The 24408-nt window shown below is 64.4% G+C and carries 26 protein-coding genes; 13 read left to right on the forward strand and 13 right to left on the reverse strand.

Features of this window, described 5'->3' with window-relative positions; all coding sequences use genetic code 11:
* The first annotated feature begins 175 nt into the window (after positions 1 to 175).
* Together VGU65_RS10835 and VGU65_RS10840 are read left to right on the forward strand one after the other, a co-directional pair.
* The gene (locus VGU65_RS10835) at positions 176 to 724 is read left to right on the forward strand and encodes a cysteine hydrolase family protein (RefSeq protein ID WP_327475587.1); all 549 of its coding nucleotides are present in this window, start codon (positions 176 to 178) and stop codon (positions 722 to 724) included.
* Complete coding sequence (locus tag VGU65_RS10840) at positions 702 to 1667, forward strand: GlxA family transcriptional regulator (protein ID WP_327475588.1); 966 nt, start codon at positions 702 to 704, stop codon at positions 1665 to 1667. Before VGU65_RS10835 ends, VGU65_RS10840 begins: the two co-directional genes overlap by 23 nt.
* A 115-nt stretch (positions 1668 to 1782) precedes the next feature.
* On the opposite strand, the gene VGU65_RS10845 is transcribed toward VGU65_RS10840, so the two are convergent.
* A complete protein-coding gene (locus VGU65_RS10845; RefSeq protein WP_327475589.1) occupies positions 1783 to 2223 on the reverse strand; it encodes a barstar family protein in 441 nt (146 codons plus the stop codon).
* Between the two features lie 693 nt (positions 2224 to 2916).
* Here VGU65_RS10845 and VGU65_RS10850 point away from each other — a divergent pair.
* Complete coding sequence (locus VGU65_RS10850; protein WP_327475590.1) at positions 2917 to 3333, forward strand: YciI family protein; 417 nt, start codon at positions 2917 to 2919, stop codon at positions 3331 to 3333.
* Between the two features lie 13 nt (positions 3334 to 3346).
* Here VGU65_RS10850 and VGU65_RS10855 read toward each other — a convergent pair whose 3' ends face one another.
* Positions 3347 to 4057: a transposase gene (locus tag VGU65_RS10855; RefSeq protein WP_327475591.1), complete on the reverse strand. Its 711-nt coding sequence runs from the start codon at positions 4055 to 4057 to the stop codon at positions 3347 to 3349.
* A gap of 195 nt (positions 4058 to 4252) precedes the next feature.
* On the opposite strand from VGU65_RS10855, the gene VGU65_RS10860 reads away from it, so the two are divergent.
* On the forward strand, positions 4253 to 4789 hold the full coding sequence (locus VGU65_RS10860; RefSeq protein WP_327475592.1) for a flavodoxin family protein: 537 nt from the start codon (positions 4253 to 4255) through the stop codon (positions 4787 to 4789).
* Positions 4790 to 5208: 419 nt separating this feature from the next.
* Here VGU65_RS10860 and VGU65_RS10865 read toward each other — a convergent pair whose 3' ends face one another.
* From VGU65_RS10865 to VGU65_RS10875, 3 genes are all read right to left on the reverse strand, one after another.
* Positions 5209 to 5499: a HigA family addiction module antitoxin gene (locus VGU65_RS10865; protein WP_327475593.1), complete on the reverse strand. Its 291-nt coding sequence runs from the start codon at positions 5497 to 5499 to the stop codon at positions 5209 to 5211.
* 16 nt (positions 5500 to 5515) lie between these two features.
* Positions 5516 to 5797 carry a type II toxin-antitoxin system RelE/ParE family toxin gene (locus VGU65_RS10870; protein WP_327475594.1) on the reverse strand — a complete coding sequence of 94 codons (282 nt, stop codon included), beginning with the start codon at positions 5795 to 5797 and terminating at the stop codon, positions 5516 to 5518.
* A gap of 185 nt (positions 5798 to 5982) precedes the next feature.
* Complete coding sequence (locus VGU65_RS10875) at positions 5983 to 8862, reverse strand: PPC domain-containing protein (protein WP_327475595.1); 2880 nt, start codon at positions 8860 to 8862, stop codon at positions 5983 to 5985.
* Positions 8863 to 9214: 352 nt separating this feature from the next.
* Between VGU65_RS10875 and VGU65_RS10880 the strand changes: the two genes are divergently transcribed.
* From VGU65_RS10880 to VGU65_RS10905, 6 genes are all read left to right on the forward strand, one after another.
* The gene (locus VGU65_RS10880; protein WP_327475596.1) at positions 9215 to 9922 is read left to right on the forward strand and encodes a transposase; all 708 of its coding nucleotides are present in this window, start codon (positions 9215 to 9217) and stop codon (positions 9920 to 9922) included.
* Between the two features lie 116 nt (positions 9923 to 10038).
* Positions 10039 to 13155 (forward strand): WD40/YVTN/BNR-like repeat-containing protein, encoded by a 3117-nt coding sequence (locus VGU65_RS10885; protein WP_327475598.1) that lies wholly within the window; start codon positions 10039 to 10041, stop codon positions 13153 to 13155.
* Positions 13156 to 13314: 159 nt separating this feature from the next.
* Positions 13315 to 14166: a protein NO VEIN domain-containing protein gene (locus VGU65_RS10890; RefSeq protein ID WP_327475600.1), complete on the forward strand. Its 852-nt coding sequence runs from the start codon at positions 13315 to 13317 to the stop codon at positions 14164 to 14166.
* Between the two features lie 48 nt (positions 14167 to 14214).
* Positions 14215 to 14730, forward strand: coding sequence for a hypothetical protein (locus tag VGU65_RS10895; protein ID WP_327475602.1), 516 nt, complete (start codon positions 14215 to 14217; stop codon positions 14728 to 14730).
* Positions 14721 to 14858, forward strand: coding sequence for a hypothetical protein (locus VGU65_RS10900; RefSeq protein ID WP_327475603.1), 138 nt, complete (start codon positions 14721 to 14723; stop codon positions 14856 to 14858). The genes VGU65_RS10895 and VGU65_RS10900 overlap by 10 nt, the downstream gene beginning before the upstream one ends.
* Positions 14859 to 15103: 245 nt before the next feature.
* Positions 15104 to 15826, forward strand: coding sequence for an rRNA pseudouridine synthase (locus VGU65_RS10905; RefSeq protein ID WP_327475605.1), 723 nt, complete (start codon positions 15104 to 15106; stop codon positions 15824 to 15826).
* A gap of 12 nt (positions 15827 to 15838) precedes the next feature.
* Here VGU65_RS10905 and VGU65_RS10910 read toward each other — a convergent pair whose 3' ends face one another.
* Positions 15839 to 16309 (reverse strand): YehS family protein, encoded by a 471-nt coding sequence (locus VGU65_RS10910; protein ID WP_327475607.1) that lies wholly within the window; start codon positions 16307 to 16309, stop codon positions 15839 to 15841.
* A gap of 185 nt (positions 16310 to 16494) precedes the next feature.
* On the opposite strand from VGU65_RS10910, the gene VGU65_RS10915 reads away from it, so the two are divergent.
* Complete coding sequence (locus VGU65_RS10915) at positions 16495 to 17199, forward strand: transposase (RefSeq protein ID WP_327475609.1); 705 nt, start codon at positions 16495 to 16497, stop codon at positions 17197 to 17199.
* A gap of 33 nt (positions 17200 to 17232) precedes the next feature.
* Positions 17233 to 17967, forward strand: a complete 735-nt coding sequence (locus VGU65_RS10920; RefSeq protein ID WP_327476327.1) for an IS3 family transposase — start codon at positions 17233 to 17235, stop codon at positions 17965 to 17967.
* A 9-nt stretch (positions 17968 to 17976) separates the two neighbouring features.
* On the opposite strand, the gene VGU65_RS10925 is transcribed toward VGU65_RS10920, so the two are convergent.
* The 3 genes from VGU65_RS10925 to VGU65_RS10935 all read right to left on the reverse strand — a co-directional run bounded on the left by VGU65_RS10925 (position 17977) and on the right by VGU65_RS10935 (position 20556).
* Positions 17977 to 18282, reverse strand: coding sequence for a pyridoxamine 5'-phosphate oxidase family protein (locus VGU65_RS10925; protein WP_327475611.1), 306 nt, complete (start codon positions 18280 to 18282; stop codon positions 17977 to 17979).
* A gap of 932 nt (positions 18283 to 19214) precedes the next feature.
* The gene (locus tag VGU65_RS10930) at positions 19215 to 19694 is read right to left on the reverse strand and encodes a hypothetical protein (protein ID WP_327475613.1); all 480 of its coding nucleotides are present in this window, start codon (positions 19692 to 19694) and stop codon (positions 19215 to 19217) included.
* 175 nt (positions 19695 to 19869) lie between these two features.
* Positions 19870 to 20556 carry a transposase gene (locus VGU65_RS10935; protein WP_327475615.1) on the reverse strand — a complete coding sequence of 229 codons (687 nt, stop codon included), beginning with the start codon at positions 20554 to 20556 and terminating at the stop codon, positions 19870 to 19872.
* Positions 20557 to 20888: 332 nt separating this feature from the next.
* Between VGU65_RS10935 and VGU65_RS15665 the strand changes: the two genes are divergently transcribed.
* Positions 20889 to 21092, forward strand: coding sequence for a topoisomerase DNA-binding C4 zinc finger domain-containing protein (locus VGU65_RS15665; protein ID WP_414655820.1), 204 nt, complete (start codon positions 20889 to 20891; stop codon positions 21090 to 21092).
* A gap of 25 nt (positions 21093 to 21117) precedes the next feature.
* Here the strand turns inward: VGU65_RS15665 and VGU65_RS10940 are convergent, their stop codons facing one another.
* The 4 genes from VGU65_RS10940 to VGU65_RS10955 all read right to left on the reverse strand — a co-directional run bounded on the left by VGU65_RS10940 (position 21118) and on the right by VGU65_RS10955 (position 24371).
* Complete coding sequence (locus VGU65_RS10940) at positions 21118 to 21798, reverse strand: hypothetical protein (RefSeq protein WP_327475617.1); 681 nt, start codon at positions 21796 to 21798, stop codon at positions 21118 to 21120.
* A 99-nt stretch (positions 21799 to 21897) separates the two neighbouring features.
* Positions 21898 to 22605, reverse strand: a complete 708-nt coding sequence (locus tag VGU65_RS10945) for a hypothetical protein (RefSeq protein WP_327475618.1) — start codon at positions 22603 to 22605, stop codon at positions 21898 to 21900.
* Positions 22606 to 22650: 45 nt separating this feature from the next.
* Positions 22651 to 23286 (reverse strand): hypothetical protein, encoded by a 636-nt coding sequence (locus tag VGU65_RS10950; RefSeq protein ID WP_327475619.1) that lies wholly within the window; start codon positions 23284 to 23286, stop codon positions 22651 to 22653.
* 23 nt (positions 23287 to 23309) lie between these two features.
* On the reverse strand, positions 23310 to 24371 hold the full coding sequence (locus VGU65_RS10955) for a GmrSD restriction endonuclease domain-containing protein (RefSeq protein ID WP_327475620.1): 1062 nt from the start codon (positions 24369 to 24371) through the stop codon (positions 23310 to 23312).
* Between the last annotated feature and the right edge of the window lie 37 nt (positions 24372 to 24408).

Here is a 24408-nt window from a genome sequence, read left to right on the forward strand (position 1 = left end):
CAGCAGGACGATGCCAGGCGGCCGGCTTGCCGAGCCTGGCGGCAACCACCGACACCTGCCCACCTCTACTGCCGAACACGTTGGCCCGATCCGTCCGCAAGCGGTCCGCCGGCGTGCTCGTCGGCCCGTTGGCGGCGACCTAGAGTGGCGACCTCCCAACCACCGGAGTCGCGCCATGTCAGACACCCCCGCCGTCCTCGTCATCGATGTCCAGCAGTCCTTCCTGCACGCGCCCTACTGGCGCGAGGACGACGTGCCGGCCTTCCGCCAGCGCCTGGTGCAACTGCTCCACGGTGCCGCCAAAAGGGGCTGGCCGATCGTGCGGATCCTGCACGAGGACGACGATGCCAACTTTCGCGCCGATTCTGGCCTGGTCCGTCCGCTGGACTGGGTGCCGGAGCAGCATGCGGCGGTATTCCACAAGCGCGTGCACAACGCCTTTACCGACACGGAGCTGGAAGCCTGGTTGCGCGAACGCGGCATCCGCCGGGTGATCGTCACCGGCATCCGCTCGGAGCAGTGTTGCGAAACGACTTCGCGGGTCGCCTCCGACCTGGGCTTCGAGGTCGATTACGTCACCGAGGCCACGCTCACTTTCCCGATGGTCCACGCCCGCACCGGCCGGCATTACGATGCGCAGGACATCAAGCAGCGAACCGAACTCGTACTGGAAGGCCGCTTTGCCCGCATCCGCACCGTCGATGACGTCCTCACCGATCACTGAGATCTGTTTCGTGCTGCCGCCGGCATTGCTCCTGCTGGACCTCGCCGGCGCCGCCGATGCGTTCCGCATTGCCGGCGCGCAAGGCTTGCCCTTGCGGCTGCGCATGGTGGCGCCCGTGCGCGAGGGCGAGTCCGCGTCGACCGGCCTGGGCGTGGGCCTGTCCGGTGTCGAGCCGTTGCCCGAGCAGGTGGCTGACGACGTCCTGGTCGTCGTTTGCGGCGCGGTGGGCGATGGCGGGTCGGTGCTGTCGAACGACGCCAGCCGCGAACTGGTGGACTGGTTGCGGCGTTGCGTCAGCGGCCGGCCCGTCGCCTGCGTCTGCTCCGGCGCGTTGCTGGCGGCCGCCGCCGGCCTGCTGAAGGACCGCTGCTGCACCACGCACCACACCCTGCTCGATGCGCTCCGGCGGCTGGAGCCCACGGCCGACGTGCTGGACAGCCGGGTGTTCGTCGAGGATCGTGGCGTGTACACCAGCGCGGGCGTTACTGCCGGCATCGATCTCGCGCTGCACCTGATCGCCGGGCTCGGCTCCCCGCGCATGGCCGCCGCCGTGGCACGGGAGATGGCCGTCTATCTGCGCCGCGCACCGGGCGATCCCGCGCTGTCGCCGTGGCTGGAGGGGCGCAACCACATGGATGCGCGCATCCATCGGGTGCAGGAGGCGCTGGTGCACGCGCCCGCCGAAGACTGGCCGCTGGCGCGCCTGGCCGAGATCGGGCACATGAGCGTGCGCAGCCTGACCCGGCGGTTTCGCGAGGCCAGCGGCATGTCGATCCACAGCTATCACGCGCGCCTGCGGCTCGCCCTCGCGCGGCAGGCCCTGGCCGCGGGCGACACGGTCGAGCGGGCCGCGGAACGGGCGGGCTTGGGTTCGGCGCGTCAGTTGCGCAGGCTTTGGTCGGCGGGCGCCGACGGCACGCCGGCGACGGTGCGCAGAGCCTGAGCGGGTCGGAGTCCCTTCCTTTCGCGACTCCACGTGCGCGGTTTCGGTCGGCCGGGCTCTGCTGGTGGATCATGCACCCTCAGGCTGGCCTCCGCGGCTACGAACCCCCCTTTGCTCAGGCGTCGATGGCCGCGTCGCGGGTTTCGTTGTCCGGGAAGACCATGAAGACGAAGAACGGCACGCCCCGCGCGTGCCAGTCGCGCGCCACGCTGGCCAGGTGGTCGCGATAGGCGGCGTAGATTTCGGGCGCCTGCGCGCGCAGGACATCGGCATGGTCGAGCACCAGTACGTAGCCGGGTGCGGACAGCCAGCCCAGATCGCGCAGGCCGGCGCTGACCGCCGGCCATTCGTCAGCCGGCCCGGGGAACTCGAACGCCTGGGCCAGGCATTGCGCGGCGCGCTGGTGGCTCGCGCAATCGCGCAGGTCGATCCGGCTCAGGCGCAGGCCGGCGCGGGCCGCGTCATCCACGAGGGTCATCGGATCGTCGGGCACGACGCGGTAGATGCCATCGCGTCCGGCATCGTGCAGGTCGATCTGCAGGACTTTGCTGGTCATGAGCGAGCGCGTGGAGAGTCAGGGATCACCGCCTCATACGCGCAGGAGCGTGTGGGCCGAGCGAAAAGCGCAGCCTCGCTTGTGGGACATCCCCTTCGACTCGATCTTCGGCTCCGGGGCTCGGCTCTCCGCTGCGCCTCGATCGCTGCGCGGAAGCGCTCGCAGCGTAGCCGGAGCCACAGGCGACCGGCCGGTGTCGATTTGCCAAGGCTCCGCTCGTCTTGCTGTCGTAGGCGTATCGGTGACGTATGCGCTGGAATTGGCCCGATACGGCGCGGGCATCGCCCTGGGCGACACGGAGAAAGCCTATATCGCCCGCACCAGCACGCGCGACGGCTACCAGCGCGCCTTGGAGACCTGTCGATCCAGGAAGGCATGGTTCGCCAGAACGCCTGTTCCGTAACGGCCAAGGCGGGTCAATGCGCTTTGCGCAGTCTTCCGAGGGCGCACGCTCTTCGCGAGGCTGGATCTGCAGTCGAGCTGGCTTTCGATCGCTTCGGAAGCGCTCGCTGCAGAGCGCGTGCTGGCCGCAAGCCCGCCCTGTCAGACAGCACTTGCTTCAATAAATACAATTGCTTCGGCCAAATATCTGAAATTTTCCCGAGCAGGGTCTATTTTCGAAAAGCTCGCTCGTCGCTCAGATGAGAGACGCCGATGGGGCGGGCTCACACCAGGAGAAGGACGATGCGAGTCATGGTGTTTGCGAAAGTCGCCGAAATCGGCGATCTGAGTGCTCCCACGCCCGAGGAGGTCGAGGCGTTCGCGGCGATGGACAGGTTCACCGAGGAACTGGTCGAGGCCGGCGTCTTCGTCGCCGCCGCCGGCCTGAAGACCGGCGCCGAAGCCAAGCGGCTGACCTACGACGGCACCGAGCTTGCGGTCGTCGACGGACCGTTCTCCGAGAGCAAGGAGGTGGTGGCCGGTTTCTCGATCTGGCAGGTCAAGGACATGGACGAGGCCCTGGCCTGGGTGAAGCGCTCGCCGATGACCGCCGGGAGCGTGGTCGAGATCCTGCCGTTCTACGAGGCGGAGGATCTGGCCCAGTTCGTGACGCCCGAGGAACTCGCGGCGCCCCGCGGCGGGGAGCGCGGCAAGCTCGGCGTCGCTTGATACTGAAATGGTGTCAGGGACCATTAGCCCGATGCGGCGGGCGACCGGTCGGGCGCACAGCCGCGAAGCGGCCTGTCCTGGCCTCGACCCAGCAACGGAATCGGTCCGAGCCCAGCGCCTTCTCCTGTTGCAGGTAGCTGCGGATCTCTCCCACCAGTGCGTCGGGCAGCACCTCCGCAAACAGGGCCCGGTACGCCGCGGCGCGAGCGCTGGGATCGGCGCCGAGCGCCAGGTACTCCGGGTGCGGGGTCAGCAGGGGGTCCGGCCGCGTATGGGCATGGAAACCATAGCTCGACCACGCATGGTCGCCCGGCTGGGCCACCATCCAGGCACGCACCGGATTGAGTTCGATGTAGCGGCAGCACGCCAGGAAATAGCGGCCCGAATCCACCAGGCAAGCCTTGTAGCGACCTTCCCACAGCGTCCCGGTACGGCCGTGCCGGGCATTGAGTGAACACACGTAGTTGCGCGCAAAGGTGTGCATCAACCGCGACATCGCGCCCGCCTCGCCCGGCGTGAGCAGCAGGTGCACGTGATTGCTCATCAACACATAGGCGTGCAGCCTGCATCCGAAGCGCAGTAGCGCCTGATGCAGGCACTGCAGATAGCGCTGCCGATCCTCATCGTCCAGGAAACAGGGCAGTCGGTTGTTCCCCCGCTGCACCACGTGCTGCGGGACGCCGGGAAGATCGAAGCGCGGAAGTCTAGCCATGCGCGCCAGCATCGCCGGCCCGATCACCCGCCGCCATCGGCCCACGCCCCGCCGCAGCATCGTCCCATCCCCCGCGCGCCGTCAGGAGTTGTCCCTGACACCCTTTTTGATCTGCATCAAAACCCCTGCCGCGACACATAGGAGCATGCGCCTAGAACGATCCCCCGATACGGATCCCTGCACCACCGCCAGTCCCGGAGGTCCCCCATGACACCCGCAAATCCCTTGCTGGTCGCCTACTACAGCCGCAGTGGCAACACGGCGCGCGTCGGCCACGCCCTCGCCCAGCGGCTCGGTGCGGACGAACTGCCGATCGAGGACCTGCGCGGCGATGGTCGCGTATCGGTCTGGCGGGCCGCGCTCGACCGCCTGCTGGGCACCTTGCCCCCGATCGCCGATCCCACCGTGCCGCTGGAGAACTACGATCTGGTCGTACTGGGCACGCCGGTGTGGGGTGGACGCCCCGCCTCCCCCGTGCGCCGGTTCCTGCACGAGCACGCCGCGCACCTGCCGCGAACGGCGTTCTTCTGCACCATGGGCGGAAAGGGCTCGGACAGCACGTTCGCCGAGATGCAGGAGCGACTCGGCAGGCAGCCGCGGGCCACCTGCGCCTTCGATGCGGGGATGATCGCCGACGACGGCTACCTCGACCGGCTCGACTCATTCGCCGGCCAATTGGCCGACGGGGCGCAACCGCCGCTCAACCACACGCATGCCTGGAACGGCATCCACGTCAGCGGCTAGGCAACGGGTTCGGGGTCGCGACGTTAAGAGTGCGCCTTTCCGCCGGCGAGGTCCGAACGATGCACGGTCCAGGCTTGCGGAAGTCTCCCACACGGGTTCGCGTGCGAAGCCTGCTGGGTGCAGGGCTCTTGCTCTGGCTCGGAGGACGAACCCATGGGCGACCTCGCTTGTCGCTTCGAGCCTGTCCGCCAGCTGCTCGTCTGCCCCATGCACGGTGCCCAGTGGCGGTTCCGCTGGGACGGAAGCTCGCTCGTCGGCGTCCTGATCGACAGCGACGGAAGCCTGTTCCGCGTCATCCAGGTACGCCGGTCGACCCCAAGTTCAGGTCGCCCCTGAGTCGCAACGTCAGGTCAGACGGCATCTGCCGAAAGTGTTCTGCCCCGGTTGATCCGGGAGTTGTCCCTGGCACCTTTTGCTGCTCACGCGGCAATGCGCGTGATCCGCTCAACGGCCTTGCCGAGCGCGCGATGGGCTTCTTCGAGATCGTAGTCCGCCTGCAGCCCCAGCCAGAAGCGCTCGCTGGTGCCCAGCGCGGCCGCCAGGCGCACGGCCGTATCGGCACTGATGCCGCGCTTGCCGAGCACGATCTCGTTGATGCGGCGCGGCGGCACGCCAGCCGCCCGTGCGAGGGCGTTCTGGCTGATGCCCATCGGCAGCAGGAATTCCTCGAGCAGCACTTCGCCGGGATGGACGTTGGGCAAAGTCTTCATGGTCGAATCCAGGGGATCAGTGGTAGTCGACGATCTGGACGTCATAGGCGTCGCCGTCCTTCCAGCGGAAGCATATGCGCCATTGATCGTTGATCCGGACGCTGTGTTGTCCCTTGCGATTGCCCCTGAGCGCCTCCAAGCGATTCGCAGGAGGAACGCGCAAGTCGTCCAGGTTGAGCGCGTTGTTGAGCATGCGCAACTTGCGCCGAGCGACCGGTTGGATGTCTTCAGGCAGCCGCCGGGACGGCTTGCCGTCCCATATCTTCTCCACTTCCCTGTCAGCGAAGTTCCGGATCACGGAAGAACCATAACGCAACCCGTCATATGGCGCAAGTCGTCATGGCCGACTGGCAAGCGTCCCACCGTCCGGGCGCAGGCGCGGCTTGATCAGCCACGCCCCGTTTTCGACCTCCGCGATGGCCGGACCGGCCATCGCGGGGCATCCCTTTCCGGAACGTCACCGAAGGGCGACGTCACGGGCATTTACGGCAACCACTGGGCCCGAATGGTCAGGCCGGTGACGCTGGTCCGGGCATGCACCAGGACGTAGTACGTACCAGGCTTCGGATTGCTCAAGGCGCACAGCTCTTGGTTGCCGGCATGGGACGAGCGGCAGTCGTAGCTGCTCAGCGTCGGTGCCGAGCCATATTTGACGTACAGATCGGCGTTGCCCGTTCCGTTCACGGTCATCACCTCGCTGTAGGTGGCGCCCTGGGGGATCTGCAGGGTGTAGCGCAGGTCCCCACCCGTGGAGATGTTCACGCCGCTCACGGGGACGTCGTTCTGCAACTGGCCGCCCGGTGCGGGTGCGGGTGCGGGTGCGGGTGCCGGTGCCGGTGCGGGCGCGGGTGCCGGTGCGGGAGCCGGTGCTGGCGCCGGCGCGGGTGCCGGCGGGGGCGGCGTAGCCGCGGTCACGGTGCCGCCGCCGCTTACGTTGAAGGCAAGCACGCCGTTGGCGCTGACCATGAACGTACCGCCGGAGGACACCTTCACCTGCTGCTTTCCGTTGGCGGTGGCCACCGTCACCGAGTAGCCCGTCCGGGGAACCAGCTCGGTGATCACGTGATTGGCGGCAGCCGCCGGCACGGTGTAGCCGATGGTGCCGCTGATGGGCGTGCCGGCGGCCCCGGCGCTGTTGATGACCACGTCGTTGCCGTCGCTGCCCGACAGGCGCACGCCGACGATGGCGCCCGCATTGACGGTGACCGGCGTGGCGGAGGCCACGAGCGTCGGCGACGAGGAGGTATCGAAAACGTTCAACCACTGATGGCTGAGGGCGGCGACAGGCGCGCGCTCCTGCACCTGCCACACCTTCACCGGGTTGCTGCCCGGATACAGACCGACCGTGGTCATGGCCGCATTGGCGGGAAGCACCGAGGTCATCGCGCCGGCATAGGTCCCGTTGTAGGTCAGGTTCAGCCGTGTCTGGCCGGTCGGCGCCGAGCCCTTGGCCGGGGCGGCCGGGAAATGCCACGCCAGGTACTGGTCGTAGGCGCTGCCGCCGGCCGTGGTGCGGTCGTGGACGACGAACCGGTGCGGCCGCAGGTACACCACCTCGCGCGACCAGGCCGCCACGGCCGGGCCGGCGGAGAACTTGCGATACATGTCCTCGATGTGTTCGGCGCGGGTGTAGACGTAATGCGCGCCGTCCTCGAACGCCGCGACGTGCGTACGCACCTGGTTGTCTTCGGTGGTTGCCGCCGCCTGCGAGCCGCCCTCGACGATCCTGCCGCCGCTTTTGTTGAACACGTGGAAGATGTTGTAGAGCTGGCGGTTGCCCATGTAGAGCGTGCCGTCGCTGCTTCCGTAGTTGTCGTTGTAGATGCGGTCCTCGTCCGCGCTGCCGGTGGACCCATGCACCATCCAGCCGCTGGCGTTGACCAGCAGCGGGGTGTTGCCGCGCGTCAGCGCCAGGCTGCCCTGGTCGAAGAACTCCTCACCCTGCGACGGCGCGTTGGTGTACGGCCCCGCGCGGAACGACATCCAGCTGGCGGCCGTGCCCCAGTCCGAGCGCGCCGCCACGGCGTTCATGCCCTTGGCGAAGTACGACAGCGGCAGCGACGAAAGCGACGCGGAAGGCGCGGCCGGGTTGGTCTCCAGGAACAGCAGCCACGGGTCGGAGGAATTGAAGCCCTTGGTGGCCGTGCTGATCTCATTGAGGTACTCGTGGAACACGCCCACCCTGGGCGACTTCCAGAACCCGATCTCGCCCAGGATCATCTCCGCCAGGCCCACCTGCGTGGTGCCGGGCATGCCGATGCCGATCGCCGAGCCATCCGCGTGGTTCATGTCGCGGTCGTCGAAATACGCACGCGACGGCCAGGTGAAGTGGATCATGTAGTCGGCGTTGTCCACCGGGTAGCTGTAGCGCGCCGTCGTGGCGTGGACGATATCCGTGCCGGTCGCCGTCATCACTTCGCGGGCGGGCATGCTCATGTTGAAGATGCCGAGTGTCGCGTAGTTGCCGAAGCCTTCCGGCCAGCCGCCGCCGGCCAGGTGCTGCGCGTAGAACGGCTGCACGCGCTGGGCGAACTGGTGGGTGTACCAGTCGTTCCACTGGGCCGGCGCGCTGGGGTTGTCCCCGTAGGTGCCCAGTGCGATGGCCGCCTTGGCGTGGAAATAGCCGGCGAAGTAGTTGCTCTGCGGGTGGTCGTATTCGAACGTCTTGGTTTCGAAGGACGTCACCCACGCATTGGCGGTGGTGTAGACCTGGGTGCGCTGCGCCGGGGTCAGCAGGTCGTGCAGCCAGTCGTAGCCGAGGCCGAAGCCCACGCCGTAGAAACGCATGGCGTAGCCGTCGTCGCTGTTGGGGTTCCAGCCCTTGTTGCCGTACGGCGCGGCCATCTTCATCAGGATGTCCACCGCCTTGGCGCCGTAGGTGGCCGCCGCGGTCGGGTTGCTGGTCTTCAGGGTCTGGTAGCACAGCGCCTCGGACAGCAGTGCCGGCAGGTAGGACTCGCCCTGGTAGCCCGAACCGAGATTGGGCAGGTTCGGGTAGGCGGTGCCGGTCGGGTAATTCACCGTGCCGCCGATGTACGAGTTGCAGACCGACTTGAGCATCTGCCACTCGAGCGTATTGGCGGCGGCATTCTTGCGCAGGGCCGAAAGGGTCGGCGCATCGAGGATCAATCGAGGATGCGCCGCGGTCACGGCGGGCGCCGTCGCGGCAAACGCATTCGCGGACAGCGTGGTCATCATGAGAGTGACCAGCGCGGCGCAACCGCCTGCACCCACGCCGCGCAGGAACCTGGAAGGATTGCCCAGGCTACGCGAGTCGGCGGCAACAGCAGGGGTGGATGCAACGGCTGGGGTGGACGCGCGCGCGCGCGCGAACCGCCCCGCCTGGTTCCGGGGAAAATTCATTCAATACTCCAAGCTGAGTGATTTCCCCGGGCGTGCCTTCGACAAGCCTTCGTCTATACCGCGGGGGAGTGGACCAGGGTCCGATCCATCCACCGGAAGTTACACAGGCGGACCTTTATCAAACGTTAGGTTCACCACAGGGCGAAGTTAAGAGAAGTGCGATTCCCATCGCGTTTCTCACAATCAGTCCGAGGCGGGCTCGTCCATTCGCGGCGGTGGAAAAAGTAAAAAAAGGTAAAAAAAGGGACGTGGCAAATTAAGCCCGCGCCGACCCGGACTTGGGCCACCCGCCGACATATCCGCCAAGTGCGTCGACGCAAGCTGGCCCAAGGCAAGCAACCGGCCACGTCCCATGCCCCGACTCCCCCGCCTTGAGCTGCCTGGCGTACCACTGCACATCACCCAGCGAGGCATCAACAAGGGCGCCATCTTCCTTGACGAGGAGGATCGCCACCACTTCAGGCACCTGCTACGCAGGGCCTTTCGCGACCAGGCCATCGCCCTTCACGCGTTCGTCCTGATGGACAACCACTTCCATCTGCTGGTCACACCGGCTGCCATCGGAACGCTTTCGAGTGCCATGGGGCGGGTCGGCCAGGCGTACGTCCAGGCCTTCAACCTCAGGCACCGCCGCTGCGGAGCGCTTTGGCAGGGACGGTTCAAGTCCTGCCTGGTGCAAAGCGAACGCTACCTGCTGACGGTCATGCGCTACATCGAGCTCAACCCGGTACGCGCCGCCATGGTCGATGCGCCGGAGGACCATCGCTGGTCGAGCGTGCACACCCACCTGGGCCGCGCGCGCGATCCGGCCGTTACACCGCATCCGCTCTACCTCGCGCTCGGAAGCGATCCAACCGAACGCGCCGATGCCTATCGACGGTGGCTCGACGCCGGCATCGCACCGGATGACCTGCAACACCTCCGAGCGTATGCCCGCCAGGAGCGGGCACTCGGCGACGAGCGATTCCAGCGCATGGTGGAAACCACCCTTGGACGACCCGCCACCTGCCGCCCGCGTGGTCGGCCCCGCCAAGCCAGCGAGCGGGAGGGGCTTAATTAGCCACGTCCCCTTTTTCCCCCCCTTTTTTCCCCTCCTGCCGTGACCTCCTGCTCTTGAATCTCCCCCGGCAACGTGCGCAGATCGTGCGCTTCAGCCTGCCGCCCACGGAGTCACCCATGCGCCTGCGCCACCGCCTCGCCCTGCTCACCCTCGGGATCACGACGGCGTTGGCCGCACAGGCCTCCGTCGATCCCTCGCTGTACCAGGGGCTGCACTGGCGCCTGATCGGACCCTTCCGCGGCGGGCGCGTGCTGACGGTGGCGGGCGTGCCTGGCGACAGCCGGCACTTCTATTTCGGCGCGGTGGACGGCGGCGTCTGGGCCACCCAGGACGCCGGTCGCACCTGGCAACCCATCTTCGACGACGAGCAGGTCGGTTCGATCGGCGCGCTGGCGGTGGCGCCTTCCGACCCCAAGACGCTCTACGTGGGCACCGGCGAAGCCGACATGCGCTCGGACATCGCGCACGGCAACGGCATGTACAAGAGCACCGACGGCGGCAGGCACTGGTCGCACATCGGACTGGAAGACAGCCGGCAGATCGCCAGCGTGCTGGTCGACCCGCGCGATCCCAACGTGGTCTTCGCCGCCTCGCTCGGCCATGCCTACGGTCCGAATGCCGAGCGCGGCGTGTTCCGCTCGCGCGACGGCGGCAAGAGCTGGCGCAAGGTGCTGTTCAAGAACGACGACACCGGCGCAATCGACCTGGCCTTCAAGCCCGGCGACCCGGACACCATCTACGCCGCGCTGTGGCAGACCCGCCGCCCGCCGTGGAGCGTCTACCCGCCGTCGGCCGGCCCGGGCAGCGGGCTGTACGTCTCCCACGATGGCGGCGAGCACTGGAGTCAGCTGCAAGGCAACGGCTTCGCGGGCCATCCCGGCCGCATCGGCATCGCGGTGGCCCCGAGCGAGCCGGACCGGGTCTACGCACTGGTCGACGCGCCGGCCGGCGAAGGCGGCCTGTACCGCTCCGACGACGGCGGCGCGCACTGGAAGCACCTGACGTCCGATGAGCGCATCTGGCAACGCGGCTGGTATTTCTGCCGGCTCACGGTGGACCCGAAGAACGCCGACCGCGTCTACGTGATGAACACCATCGTGCTGCGCTCCGACGACGGCGGCAAAAAGTTCATCGCACTGAAGGGCGATCCGACCGGCGACGACTTCCACCAGATGTGGATCGACCCGACCGACGCCGACCGGCAGATCCTGGGCGTCGACCAGGGCGCGCTGGTCACGCTCAACGGCGGCAAGACCTGGAGCAGCTGGTTCAACCAGCCCACCGCGCAGATCTACCACGTCAGCACCGACAACCGCTTTCCGTACTGGGTCTACGGGGCGCAGCAGGATTCCGGCGCGGTGGCGCTGCCCAGCCGCACCGGCAACGGCGACGGCATCACCATGGAGCAGTTCCACGAGGTCACCCCCGGCGGCGAGAGCGACATGATCGCGCCGGATCCTGACGATCCGGACATCGTCTACGGCGGCCGGGTGGACAAGCTGGACACCCGCACCGAACAGACCCGCAGCGTCGACCCCACCCTCGCCTACCCCGCCGCGCATTACCGCGCCGCGTGGACGCTGCCGCTGACCTTCTCCAAGCGCGACCACAAGGTGCTGTACTTCGCCAACCAGCGCCTGTTCCGCACCAACGACGGCGGCGACCACTGGGCGCCGATCAGCCCCGACCTGACCCGCGAGGACGCCGGCGTGCCGGCCAACCTCGACGCCCCCACCGCGGCCGACGACAACCACCTCGACAAGCGCCGCGGCGTGATCTACACCATCGCGCCCTCGCCGCTGGACGCCAAGGCGCTGTGGGTAGGCACGGACGACGGCCTGGTCTGGCGCAGCAACGACGAGGGCGCGCACTGGCAGCAGGTCACGCCGCAGGCGCTCACGCCGTGGTCGAAGGTCGCCGGCATCGAGCCCTCGCACTTCGCCCCCGACACCGCCTACCTGGCGATCGACCGCCATCGGCTGGACGACGACACGCCCTACCTCTACCGCACCACCGGCGGCGGCAAGGCCTGGACGCGCATCGACGCCGGCATCCCGCGCGACAGCTTCGTCAACGTGGTGCGCGAGGATCCGCAGCACCGGGGCCTGCTCTACGCCGGCACCGAACGGGGCATGTACGTCTCCTTCGACGACGGCGCGCACTGGCAGGCGCTGCAGCAGAACCTGCCGATGACCTCGGTGCGCGACATCGACGTGCACGGCGACGACCTGGTGATCGCCACCCACGGCCGCGGCTTCTGGATCATGGACAACGTCAGCGCGCTGCGGCAGATGGCCGACCTGCACGCGGACACGGCGACCCTGTTCAGGCCGGCCGTCGCCATCCGCGTGCGCCTCGCCGGCTTCACCGGCACGCCGCTCCCGAAGGACGAACCCATGGCGGCCAATCCGCCGGACGGCGCCATGATCGACTACGCGCTGCCGAAGGCGGTTAAGGGAGCGGTGACGCTGACCGTGTTCGATGCGCAAGGCAAGCCCGTGCGCAGCTTCAGCAGCGCCGAGCCGGTGAGCAAGCCCGATCCGGCCAAGCTCGCCGTCGCACCCGAATGGGTGCCGGAACCAATGCGCCTGTCCACCGCGCCGGGCATGCACCGCTTCGTGTGGGATCTGCACTATCCGTCGCAGCTGCCCGCCGAGCCCGACAGCCCGCAAGAGAACAGCGGCGTCTGGGCGCCGCCCGGCCAGTACACCGTCGAGCTGCAGGCGAACGGTCGCCACTACCGGCAGCCGCTGCAGCTGAAGGCCGACCCGCGCGTGCAGGTGTCCTCGGCCGCGCTGCAACGCGAGTTCGAACTGGCGCGCAAGGTGGAGCAAGCCTCGGCGCGCGCCGCCCGCGCCAGCGCCGAAGCGGGCAAGTTGCTCAAGGCACTGGACGCCCTGCCGAAGACCACGCTGCATGCCCAAGTCGAGGCGCTGATGGCCAAGGCGCAGGACCTGTCCGGCATGGAGGCGCATCCCGATCCGCGCAACGCGCTGAGTACCCCGCCGCGGCGTACCGACAGCCTGCGCGCCCTGTCGACGAACCTGGCCAAGCTCGAACAGGCGGTCGACGGCGCCGACGCCGATCCCAGCCAGGACGCGATGGCGTCGTATGCCACCCTGTCGACGACGCTGGATGGCACGGTGGAAGCGTGGCAGCGGTTGAAGCGGGGCGATCTGGCCGACCTCAATGCGCAACTGAAGGCGGCCGGCGCCAAACCGGTCGCGCTGTAGCCAAGCGCAAAACCGGGATCAGGGTGCACTTTCCGCTGGATGCCTGGGCGGCGGCCTGGCTCAGGAAAGTCCGCCCCTGACCCGTTGAGTAGCCGTCCACGAAAGCCCCGCGCCTGAGGGAAAATGAACCAGCCCCTTTTTGGATACAGGGAACAATGCGTGGCGAAAGGCGAACACTGGTCACGGCTCGAGGTTGAGGCCTGCGTAGCCGACTACCTGACGATGCTGACGCTGGAACTCAACGGCCAGCGCTACAGCAAGACTCAGCACGCCAACGCGCTGCTCGAGAAACTCGACGGCCGCAGCCGCCAGTCGCTTGAGTTCAAGCACTGCAACATCAGTGCGGTGATGCTGGCGCTGGGTTTCCCCTACATCGATGGCTACAAGCCGCGCGGCAACTTCCAAGGCATGCTGCTGGAGGTGGTCGAAGCGCAGGTTCAGACGCGCGTCGCGCTTCAGGAAGCGGCTCAGGCAGCGGTGGTGCGCCCAGCGACGGCGGTGGCGCAAGCCGACAACGAAGCGGTGTGGGTGGATGTGCCCAAGCCGACCCGCATCCGCGAAGCGCCGGCGAGCTATGTCCCGCGCTTCTCGCCCGCCAAGCGGGACTACCTTGCCCAGGAGGCGCGTAACCGCTCCCTCGGCCGTGCCGGCGAATTGTTCGTGCTGGAGCTGGAAGCGCGCCGTCTGCACGCCGCCGGCAAGAAGGCATTGAGCGAGCGGGTCGAACACGTCGCCGCTACACAGGGCGACGGCCTGGGATTCGACGTGCTCTCGTACGAGGAAAGTGGCCGCGAGCGGCTGATCGAGGTAAAAACCACCGCCTTCGGCCAACTGACGCCTTTCTTCGTGAGCCGCAACGAGCTGACGCGGTCTGAAGCGGACGCAGAGCGCTATCACCTCTACCGTGTGTTCGACTTCCGCAACAAAGCGCGGCTGTTTCGATTGCCCGGTGCGATCAGTGCGTCCTGCACGCTCGAGGCCACTACCTACCTGGCTCGCCTTGGCGAGTGACCCCCCGCCCCAAGCCCCAACCAGTGGATGCAAGGGAGATCGACGCGCATGGAACCGCAGCAGCTCACGTTCGGCACCTTGGAGCAGCGCATCGAAGCCATTCCCGAGCATCCCTCGTACCGCATGGCACCGAACCAACGTGCGAGATGGGGCAACGGCATCGGCATGCTGGCGGGCCTGTCAGGGCTGATCCTGAGCAAGATGCTGCCCCCTAGTCCTACCGTGTTGATTGCAGCCATCGTGCTTCTTCTCGTCGAGATTGCAGCCTTCATGGTCGCGTGGGCGGGAGAGCTACCGGTCTTCAACCTGCGCCCGCCGCGCGAGCGCCAGGAGTATGCGGAGACGCTCGACCACGACTTGCCCCACCACCTGCAACTGGTTGAGTGGATGAGAGGCTTCCCGAGGGAGCGCCTGCAGACCATGAGCGCGTTTGCGGCCCATCGCCTCGACCGGTTCCGCAGCAAGCTTCCACTCCTGACAGGCAGCATAGAAAAACTCGGCTTCCTGCCCCTTGCCACGGCGCTATTCCTGCAATTCAAGGACCTGCGCTGCCGGTGCATCTGAGTTGGCCGGAGATCGTCCTGATCGGCGCCCTGATGTTCGTTTACTGGCTGAGCATGTTGCAGGTAGGCGTGCGGTTGCGGCTGGAGCTTTACGACACGCTGCTCAAGAGCGCCTTGGCCGACCGATAGCGTTGGCGTCCTCTGGAACGCAGGACGAGCTCCTCGCCCCAGGGCCTCGTTTCGACAAAGCCGCTCCCACGCACTTCCCTGGACTAAAAGTTTGCGCGCGATAGTTGGGGAACTGCGTGCGCAAGGCCCTTTGCGTTGCGGTTGGAGCTTTTTGCCTTGCACGCAAGGGTGCCGCGAACGCACGACAGCCGCCTTGGCGTGCCTGATCGGTACACTGAGCGCTCTGATTTCCCTGGCGCCGATTCATGTCCGATCCGGTTCGACTGGCGAAACACGTCGCCGACCTGGCCCGGTGCTCGCGCATCGAGGCGGAGCAGTACATCAAGAACGGCTGGGTGACTGTCGACGGGCACGTGGTCGAAGATCCGGCGCATCCGGTGTCGACCGAGGTCGTCGCACTCGACCCCGCCGCGCAACTGGATGCGATCGAACCGGCCACGATCCTGCTGCACAAGCCGGTTGGCTATGACGCGATCAAGGGCCGCAAGGCCGCGGCGGGACTGGTGCAGCCGGGGACACGCTGGCCCGAGGATCCTTCGGGCGTGCGCCTGCTCGATCGCCATTTCCATCGCCTGACGCCGCTGGTGCCGTTGGATACCGATGCCAGCGGTTTGATGGTGCTGACCCAGGACCGTCGCGTGTGGCGTCGTCTGACCGAGGACCGCGACGAAATCGAACAGGAGTACGTGGTCGAGGTCCGCGGCCAGATTGCGCCCTATGGCCTGTACAAGCTCAACCACGGGCTGCAGTTCCGCGGCCGTGCGCTACGCCCTTGCAAGGTCAGCTGGCAGAACGAGTTCCGCCTGCGCTTTGCGATCAAGGGAGTGCAAGGCGGGCAATTGCGCGACATGTGCGCACAGGTCGGGCTGGAGGTGGTGGCGATCCGGCGCATCCGCATCGGCAAGGTGGCGCTGGCCAAGATGCCCGTCGGCGCGTGGCGCTACCTGCCGGTCGGTGGAAGCTTCTGAGGCACGCGCGATTCAGGCGCCGCGCACGCGCAGCGTCAGCCCCTTGAGGAAATTGCGCAGCAGCTGGTCGCCGCACGGGCGGTAGTTCTTGTGCCCGGGTTGGCGGAACAACGCCGATAGCTCCGGCTTGGACACGGGCAATCCCGCGTCCGCGAAAACCTGGTGCATGTCCACGTCCTTGAGCTCGAAGGCCACCCGCAATTTCTTCAACACTACGTTGTTGCTGACGCGCTTCTCCACCGGCCGCAACGGCACGCTCTCGTCCCTGCCGCGACGGTAAAGGATCAGCCCGTCGAGGAAATGCGCGAGCACCTTGTCATTGCACGGCCGATACCCGGGCTCGTCTTCCTTCAGCAGGAAGGCGCGCACGTCGTCCTTCTCGACCGTGAAGGACGCATCGGGCAGGCCGATGATGTCGACCACCTTGTTGTCGCTGAGGTCGAGCATGTAGCGGATGCTGCGCAGGATGTCGTTGTTGATCATCGATCCACTTTGCGATCAGGTCGGGCGCCCAAGTTTACCGGGGGCGAGAAAAGGGCCAGAAAGGGGTCAGGTTCATTTGCGCCCACAGCCGGGGACGAGAAAGCTCGCCGCCCGCGTCCGTCCGCTCCGACAGACGCACGCAGTAGCTGACGGCATCCTCGTGACCTTCGGTCGGGAGTGTGTATATGGCGCGCCAGCCGCGATTGGACCTGCCGGGCGTCCCGCAGCATATCGTGCAGCGCGGAAACGACCGCAGCGCATGCTTTGCCGCGCCGGTCGACTATGGTCAATACCTGCAAGAGTTGCGCGAGGCTGCGACCAAACACAGCTGCGCTGTTCATGCATACGTGCTGATGACCAACCACGTCCATCTGCTCGTCACACCGGCCGAGTCGGGCGCCGTCTCGCGCATGATGCAGGCCATCGGGCGGCGCTATGTCGGCAGCTTCAACGCGCGCTACCGACGTACAGGCACCCTGTGGGAGGGACGCTTCAAAGCCGCTCTCGTTGATACGGCGCGCTATGTGCTGGCGTGCTACCGCTACATCGAACTCAATCCCGTGCGTGCGCTCATGGTCGAAGACCCGTCCGGCTACGCCTGGACCAGCTATCACGCCAACGCGTCCGGCCAGTCCAATCCGATTGTGACGCCGCATAAGACCTACTTGGCCCTCGGCGTAGACAACGACGCTCGTCAGATCGCGTACCGCGCGTGGGTCACCGGTACCATCGACGAAACGGAATGGGCCGAGCTACGCCAACACACCCAGCAACAGCGCGCATGGGGAAGCGACCGCTTCCGCCAGCAGGTCGAGACACTTACCCTGCGAGCGGCAACTGTCCATCCCCGCGGCCGGCCCAGAAAAGACCCTCCCGCCGGGGAAAAATGAACCTGACCCCTTTTTGCTTACTACCGTCGGCCGCTGGATTGGACGGTGCGCGATGCCGAGCTCATCGCTGCGTTGGCTCGCCTGGTTGAGGATCGACCGAGCCGCGGCTTCTGGAAGTGTTGTGCCCAGCTGCGCAAGGTGCGGCCGGACTGGAACCCCAAACGGATCTATCGGGTGTACAAGGCCATGAAGCTCAACCTCCGTCGGGCCGCCCGGCGCCGCCTGCCCAAGCGTGAACGCGTGGCGCTGTACGTGCCACGGCTACCCGATACCGTGTGGTCCATCGACTTCATGAGCGATGCGCTCGCTTGCGGGCGCCGCTTTCGGACGTTCAACGTAGTCGACGACTTCAACCGCGAAGCGCTGCACATCGAAGTCGATACGTCGATCACCTCGGCGCGGCTGGTGCGTATCTTCGACCAGATCAAACGCGACCACGGATTGCCGCAGGTGCTGCGCTCGGACAACGGGCCGGAGTTCCTGGGCGAGGCATTTACCCAGTGGGCCAAGGCCAGTGGCGTGGCCATCCAGTACATCCAGCCCGGAAAGCCCAACCAGAACGCCTACATCGAACGCTTCAACCGCACCTTCCGGGAGGAGGTGCTCGACCAGCACCTGTTCGCCCGTCTGCAGGATGTGCGTGAAGCGGCCTACTGGTGGATGCTCGACTACAACGAGCAACGCCCCCACGAATCACTCGGCGATCTGACGCCCGCCGAGTATCGCCAACAAGCCGCCAGAAGTTCTACTTTTGGAGTGTCTGCTTGACGGGGGAGCTTACGGCAGGACTCGCTCGGCCTCGCCGGCATCGAGCACCGGCGTCGCGCGTGCGGCCATGGACAGGCCAGCGATAGCCATGATGTCCGGCGTGTCATGGTCGATGGTCAGCGACACGCGGTCGTCGCGCGCGAGGTTGCGGGCCTTCTGGCTGTCCAGCCCGCACAGGAAGTACAGCACCAGGCCTTCGTTGACGTAGCCTACGGTGGTGGCCTGCGGCCAGCCGTCGGGCCGCAGCGTGGCGACCGTCATGATGCGGTGCGTGTCGAGCAGGTCGAGGATCCTGCGCCGGATCGCTTCGTCCATGGTCGGCTCTCCTGTCGGGATGACCCATCCTCCCCGCGCGCGGACGCCGCGATATTGATGCCGGTCAATTCCGGGCCGATCGACGCTTCGCGGGCATCGAGCTCACATCCACGGACGCCCGAACGAGCCACCAGCGCGTCATGGCCTGGCGAGCGGAACGTCGGGGCGACGTCCATCACCACCGCGCCGCCTTCCTTGGCCGAACCATCGCCGTGCTTGAGCGGCGTCGTCAGTCGGCGCAGTTCAGACCAAAGCCGCTCGTCGGCTTGCCGATATTGGACGCCCAGGTCCGGCCCGTGTCCGCGCCCCTCAGCACGACCGGCGCGCTCCGAGCGCTTGCTGGACGAGGCTTAATTCCCTCCGTCCCATTTTTACCCTTTTCTGCTGACCCGGGATTTTGAACATCGAGAACGGCAGCGCCCGCTACGTGACCGACGGCTTCGCCTACGACTGGCACGTGCCTGCCATGTGAGGGTGTCAGCCGATGCCGCAGGCGCGCATGGATGCGTGCCTGCGGCAGGGCTAGGCTAAAGGTGCAGGCTAAAGGTGCCGGGGACAATTCATCGGGTGGGTTGCCGACCAAACGTGCCTCAGTCCAGCGAAGCCCGACGAAAGCTCATCCCGGTGATGTTGTTTCCAGCGATGCCTTTATCCAGGATTTCCTTCGAGCCTTCATTTACGAAGATGCGTCCAGGAAGCTCGGGGGCGACGAATACGACGGGCGTCTGGGGAATCAAGCCGCTCGACGTAATACGCCTCGAACCGGGACTTTTCCCGATCCAGACAGAAGCGAAAGGGACGGAGCTCTCGACGCCTAAGCTGACAGAACGAGAAGAGATAAGGGAATTAACAGACCCACCCTCCGGGCGGAACCCTACCGCAGCAGTCTCCGCCGGCTCCCTGCCAGCAAAAGGCCAGTGGCACCATCCATCTCAGGGATGGCGCAGTTCGTCCAGAAGCCTGATCTGCCGCTTGCGGTCCTGGACACGGTGCGTGGCGTCCCTGTCATTCAGTCGACACGAGCGGACGCGTTCGCGATATTGAAGGTCCAGGGCCAGATGCGCCCGCTCCAGCCGGAGGCGGCCGTCGATCCGCACGTCTCTGGCCGATTCCCCGGGAGCTACCGGGAATGCCTCGGGCCCCAGGGTCGCCACCGCGAAGCAAAGTGGACCGAACTGCGTCGGTTGGGATACGGCAGCCGCCGCCGGTGGAACCAGATCATCGCCCGACGCTGCTGGCCTACGATGGCGGCGATGCTCATCCATCGTGAACATCATTCGATGGCGGCGGCTCATGGCGGTGGCCTCGGCCGGGAAGGCAAGAAGACCGAGCTGCCGGCCCAGACGCAACAACCGTTCGACAAACGTGCTGTGCGGCCCGTGAAGCGGGTACTGATAACTCTGGCTGATCATGATCTTGGCCTCCGGCCGGTGCGCAGATGTGCATCCCGCAGCATCCTCCCTGGCAGGTTACCTTTCCGTTCCTGTGGAAAACACGCGACTCGAAAGGGGCCTCGGAGGTCGCCGCATGCGAACGCGTCGGGCCCGCGAGTTGGACTAAAGGTGGACTAAAGGTGCCAGGGACAATTCATCGGGTGGGTTGCCGACCAACGGGCCTCAGTCCAGCGAAGCGGCCCGTGCGCGCCTCCACCCAGGCACGGAAACGATCGGTTCCCAACGCTTTTTGCTGCGCGAGGTAGCTGCGGATCTCGCCGACGAGTTCATCGGGCAGCGATTGCGCGAACAGCTCACGGTAGGCGGATGCACGCGCTGCCGGATCCGCACCAAGAGCCAGATATTCCGGATGCGGCGTCACCAGTGAGTCGGTGCGCTCACCGCTGTTGGCGGCAAAACTGGACCACGGATACTCCACCGGGTGCCCGACCATCCACGCCCGCACCGGGTTGAGTTCGATGTAGCGGCTGCAGGCCAGGAAGTAACGCCCGGAATCGACCAGGCATGCCTTGTAGCGCCCTTCCCATAGCGTCCCGGTGCGCCCGTGCCGCCCGTTGAACAGCCCCACGTAGTTCCGCGAGAAGGTGTGCATCAGCCGCGATACCGCGCCTCTCTCCGTGGGCGTGAGCAACAGATGCACGTGGTTGCTCATCAGCACGTACGCATGCAGCCGGCAGCCGAAGCGCAACAGGGCCTGGCGCAGGCACTGCAGGTAACGCTGCCGGTCACCGTCATCCAGAAAGCATGGCAACCGGTTGTTGCCGCGCTGCACGACGTGCTGCGGAACCCCAGGAAGATCGAAACGCGGAAGTCTGGCCATGCGACCAGCATCCCCATGCTCCGCTCCCGCCGCCATCGGCGAACCCCGCGCCGGCCCTCAGCCCAACACCCCCTCCCCCGTCAGAAATTGTCCCTGGCACCTTTTCTCCGCTCTAGTTCTTCGACACATTCGACGATGCCGAGTGGTCCGAACTACGCCAGCACACCCAGCAGCAGAGCGCTTGGGGAAGCGACCGCTTCCGTCAGCAGGTCGAGGCACTCACGTTGCGAGCGGCGACCGTCCGCTCCCGCGGTCGGCCACGAAAGCCTCCCGCCACTGAGGAAAAATGAACCTGACCCCTTTTTTTGATCACAGGCACGGCCCTGCTCGACATGGTCCGCGACGTGCAGACCACCCCTGCCAGCCCAGCGCCCCAAGCGCGCGCGTCCGACGTGCCAGGGACGGGGCCAACTTGCCCGAAGTGCGGCAAGGAAATGCAGCGACGGGCCAACCGCCGAACCAACGAACAATTCTGGGGCTGTGCGTCCTATCCGAGCTGCCGCGGCACCCGCCAGCTAGCGGAAAGTGCACTCTGACCCGGGTTTTGCCCGGGTTATATAGCTAGATCCGCGGAGCAACGTCCATTTCAATACGCGCCCGCATCTTTGAGACGTCGCTTTGGATTTGCAAAATAAGCTTTTCCATTAGACCTGAAGTATCGCGAAGAGCCCGATCCTCGTGCTCTCGGCGCGCATTGTGCAAACTGTCGATATCTTCGTCCAAACTACTCCGGATTGCTTCCTCTCTATCCGCGCTGGCAAGGTAGGGCGAAATGGCGGACCGTAGCTCTTCAAAAGCGGCCTCGGCCTGGTTCGAGATATACAACTGGTCTTTCGTTAGGTAGTCCCGAAAAGCACGGTAAGATTCAACGTACTGCTCGTGCCATATCTCTAGCTCATCTGTGAGAAAATCTTCACGCATTTTCTTTCGATAGGCGTTTATGAGACGAAGAAGCTCTTCATAGACAGACACGCGCTTTTCGAAGAATTTTTGATAAAAAGCCGCAGAAAATTGAGTAAAAGCCTTCCGCTCTCCGAGATACGCGGCAGCCTCTGCCCGGAACGCCTCAAGTGCTTTTGTATTCGCGGATCTCAAAATTTCTAATTCTTGATCAAACTTTGCGATGGCTGCCCGCTTGATTCTCTCGGCCCAGACTCGACTTAAGAATAGAGAGAGCCCTCCAACAACGACCGTGGCTCCCCCAATAGAGCCCAACGTGGCGAGAAACACCTCCCAAAACATAAGCTCCTCCAAGTTGAACGGCGACCTTCAAAAACCGGGTTAGCTGCAAGATCCAGGCAGCAAAGCGCTCATCGGCGATGGATAGAGCCTTGAGATTTTTCAGTCCCACTTAACTGTTCTGATGCAATCACCCAGGTGCCTGTAGAAGACCGCGATAGTACCTAAGACGTGCTCAAGATATCCTTTTTCGAGATTGATGCGGGTGTCTTCGTACAGTCGATAAATGCTAGCGGTCGATAAGTCTGCCCTCGAATCGATGTAGCTCAATATGGCATCGCCCTTTTTGATCTTTCCGCCAGCGTGCGCAATCTTGTTCCTCAGTTGACATATTCTCATCAGCTCGGACCACGAGTCCGCCTGCTTTATTCCCTGCAACCCGCAAACTTTTGTCAAATAGTCCACGGCGCGATGCAGGCCATTTCCGGTCAGGTCTTGGAAGGAAATCTCATACTTCCTATGCCGCTTCGCGTTATGACACAGCAAATTCACCTCGTCTTCTAAGGAGGCGACAATGATTAGCAGTGTCGAGCTACGGCGCATAGACGGATAGTGCTTGAGGAAGAGCTCGTCTAGATCCCAAGAAGCATCATCGAGGCCGTGGAAAAAACTAACGACCAGAGGCGGTATCTCATCGTCAACCTCGATAACCTCCGTCTCAAACTCGGCTCGTTGGAATTCAACTATCGAGTTCGCAATGTCTGTTTCGATGCCGCCGACGAAGGCCCGCAGAATTTCTAAGGATGGGGCGGCATGCCGCTCATCCCAGTGATAAAAGTAGTGATACAGATAATTTACATTTAAACTCATCGCCCCGGTCGTTCCATTCTTAGGTCAGACGCCAGCCCCAATGCTTTAAGCAATTTGAGCGGCTAGAGCGACATAGACATTCGATATATCCTCCAACCAGGTTCGGGTTGCTCCACCAGCAACAAGAGGGGTGCGGCTCCGCAATAATTTTCCGGGCTTGGAACCTTTGATTGTATGCCCCAGTAACGTAACGCACGCGGCATCGAAGTTCGCCTTGGCATTCTCCTGCGCGTGAGCGATGCGGTGGCGAACCTTAGCGTAAAGGTCTAAATCAGAAATAGCCGACTGAATAACCGTCTCAATTGGGCACCCTGCGAGGAACCCTCGCGTGCGATTAACCACTATCAAAGGATCATGCCAAAGCTTGTATTGCTTGCCACTGAGATATGCCTGCCTAGCGGACACGAGGCCAGCAAATAAGCTTTTCCCTGGCGCAGCGACGGGAGCATATAGAGGGCTAATATAACCAGCGAGGTACCTAATGAAAGCTTGCTCTAGGAATTCTTCCCACGCCAGATAGCACCGAAAAAACGCCATCTCATATACCAACTCAAGCCTTTCTGGATGAAGAAGCGCTCGATCAGAACGACCCGAAAGACGCCCTCTCGCAATCTCAAGCTTCCTCGCCAGTTCGGCAGCTAAACGTACTCGCCTTGCGAACTCGCCTGAAAGGTCAGGCATTGAGCGCGGCATTCCTTGTCACCTCAATGAAAAGTGCGTTGATACACCTCTTTTATTACAGTCATGCGTGGCTTAATGTTGTCAGTTTGCCTCTGAGAAGCAGCAACAAATGCTGCCTCACGTTCGGACAGATCTGAGCCATCAGCGGAAGACTCGATTACCTCGGTTAGGGCAATCAGCGTCACCTCCAAGCGCTCGGCCTCGCCAGAAGACAGAGTGCTGGTAGGCTTCCGTTTAACGCTCATGTTTGAGACTCCATAAAGACGATGTGCGAGAGCCGCAAATAGGGAGTAAAACAAGGGCGGCCTTGAAAACGCGGTATCAGAAAGCGACGGGCAGTTCTCGCCAATCTCTGCAATCACTCTTTCGAACCGCTTAACAATCTTTTCTCGGTCCGGAAAGGTCTCATCGAACCGCTCGTAATAAGAGTCTATTGACTTTTTCTTATCTTGGACGCCATCGATTAAGACTATCAAAAGCTCGCTGGTCAGCTCGACCTCTGCCATGCGAGCTATTTTTTGTTCGGAGAATATTTTGTTGTTGCGCCAGAACGTCAAATACTTTGAGGCGAGCGCATAGGCGGTCTCTTTGAACTCCCCAAACCAGCGCCCATTTCGAAGCTCTTGGTTATTAAGCGCGACAGAATAGGTGTTGACTCTGCGGAAGATTTCCAAGACCTGGTCGTCAGAAATACCCAGGAATACCTCGCAAATGAAACTGTAGTTCCTGATCCTGTCTTGCACATCCCCAGGGAGGTCATCGAACCTTTGACCTGCGTAGTCCGGGACCACACTCTTAGATAGCGCAAAACGTCCCCGGACGTAATCAAGAACGGAAGTAATGCGCTGCTGCCCGTCCACCACCTCTCGGATCGTCTTTTTTTTATCTAAGCTTTGGCCTACCCGTATGTAGATCGGCGGTACCGGATATCCCTTAATTATCGTATCGATTAGGTAAGACTTTGCCGGGGTCTTCCAGACACCTCTTCGCTGGAATTTTGGCGAAATGATAAGAGAGGCAGCATGTGACCAATCAACGAAATCAGACACCGTGTAGCTGCTACGGGTTGGTACGGTCATGTTCATCGCAGATCCTTTTGCAGCAGGTATGTGGAGTTGCCCA

Source organism: Frateuria sp. (assembly GCF_035943815.1).
GTDB lineage: Bacteria > Pseudomonadota > Gammaproteobacteria > Xanthomonadales > Rhodanobacteraceae > Frateuria_A.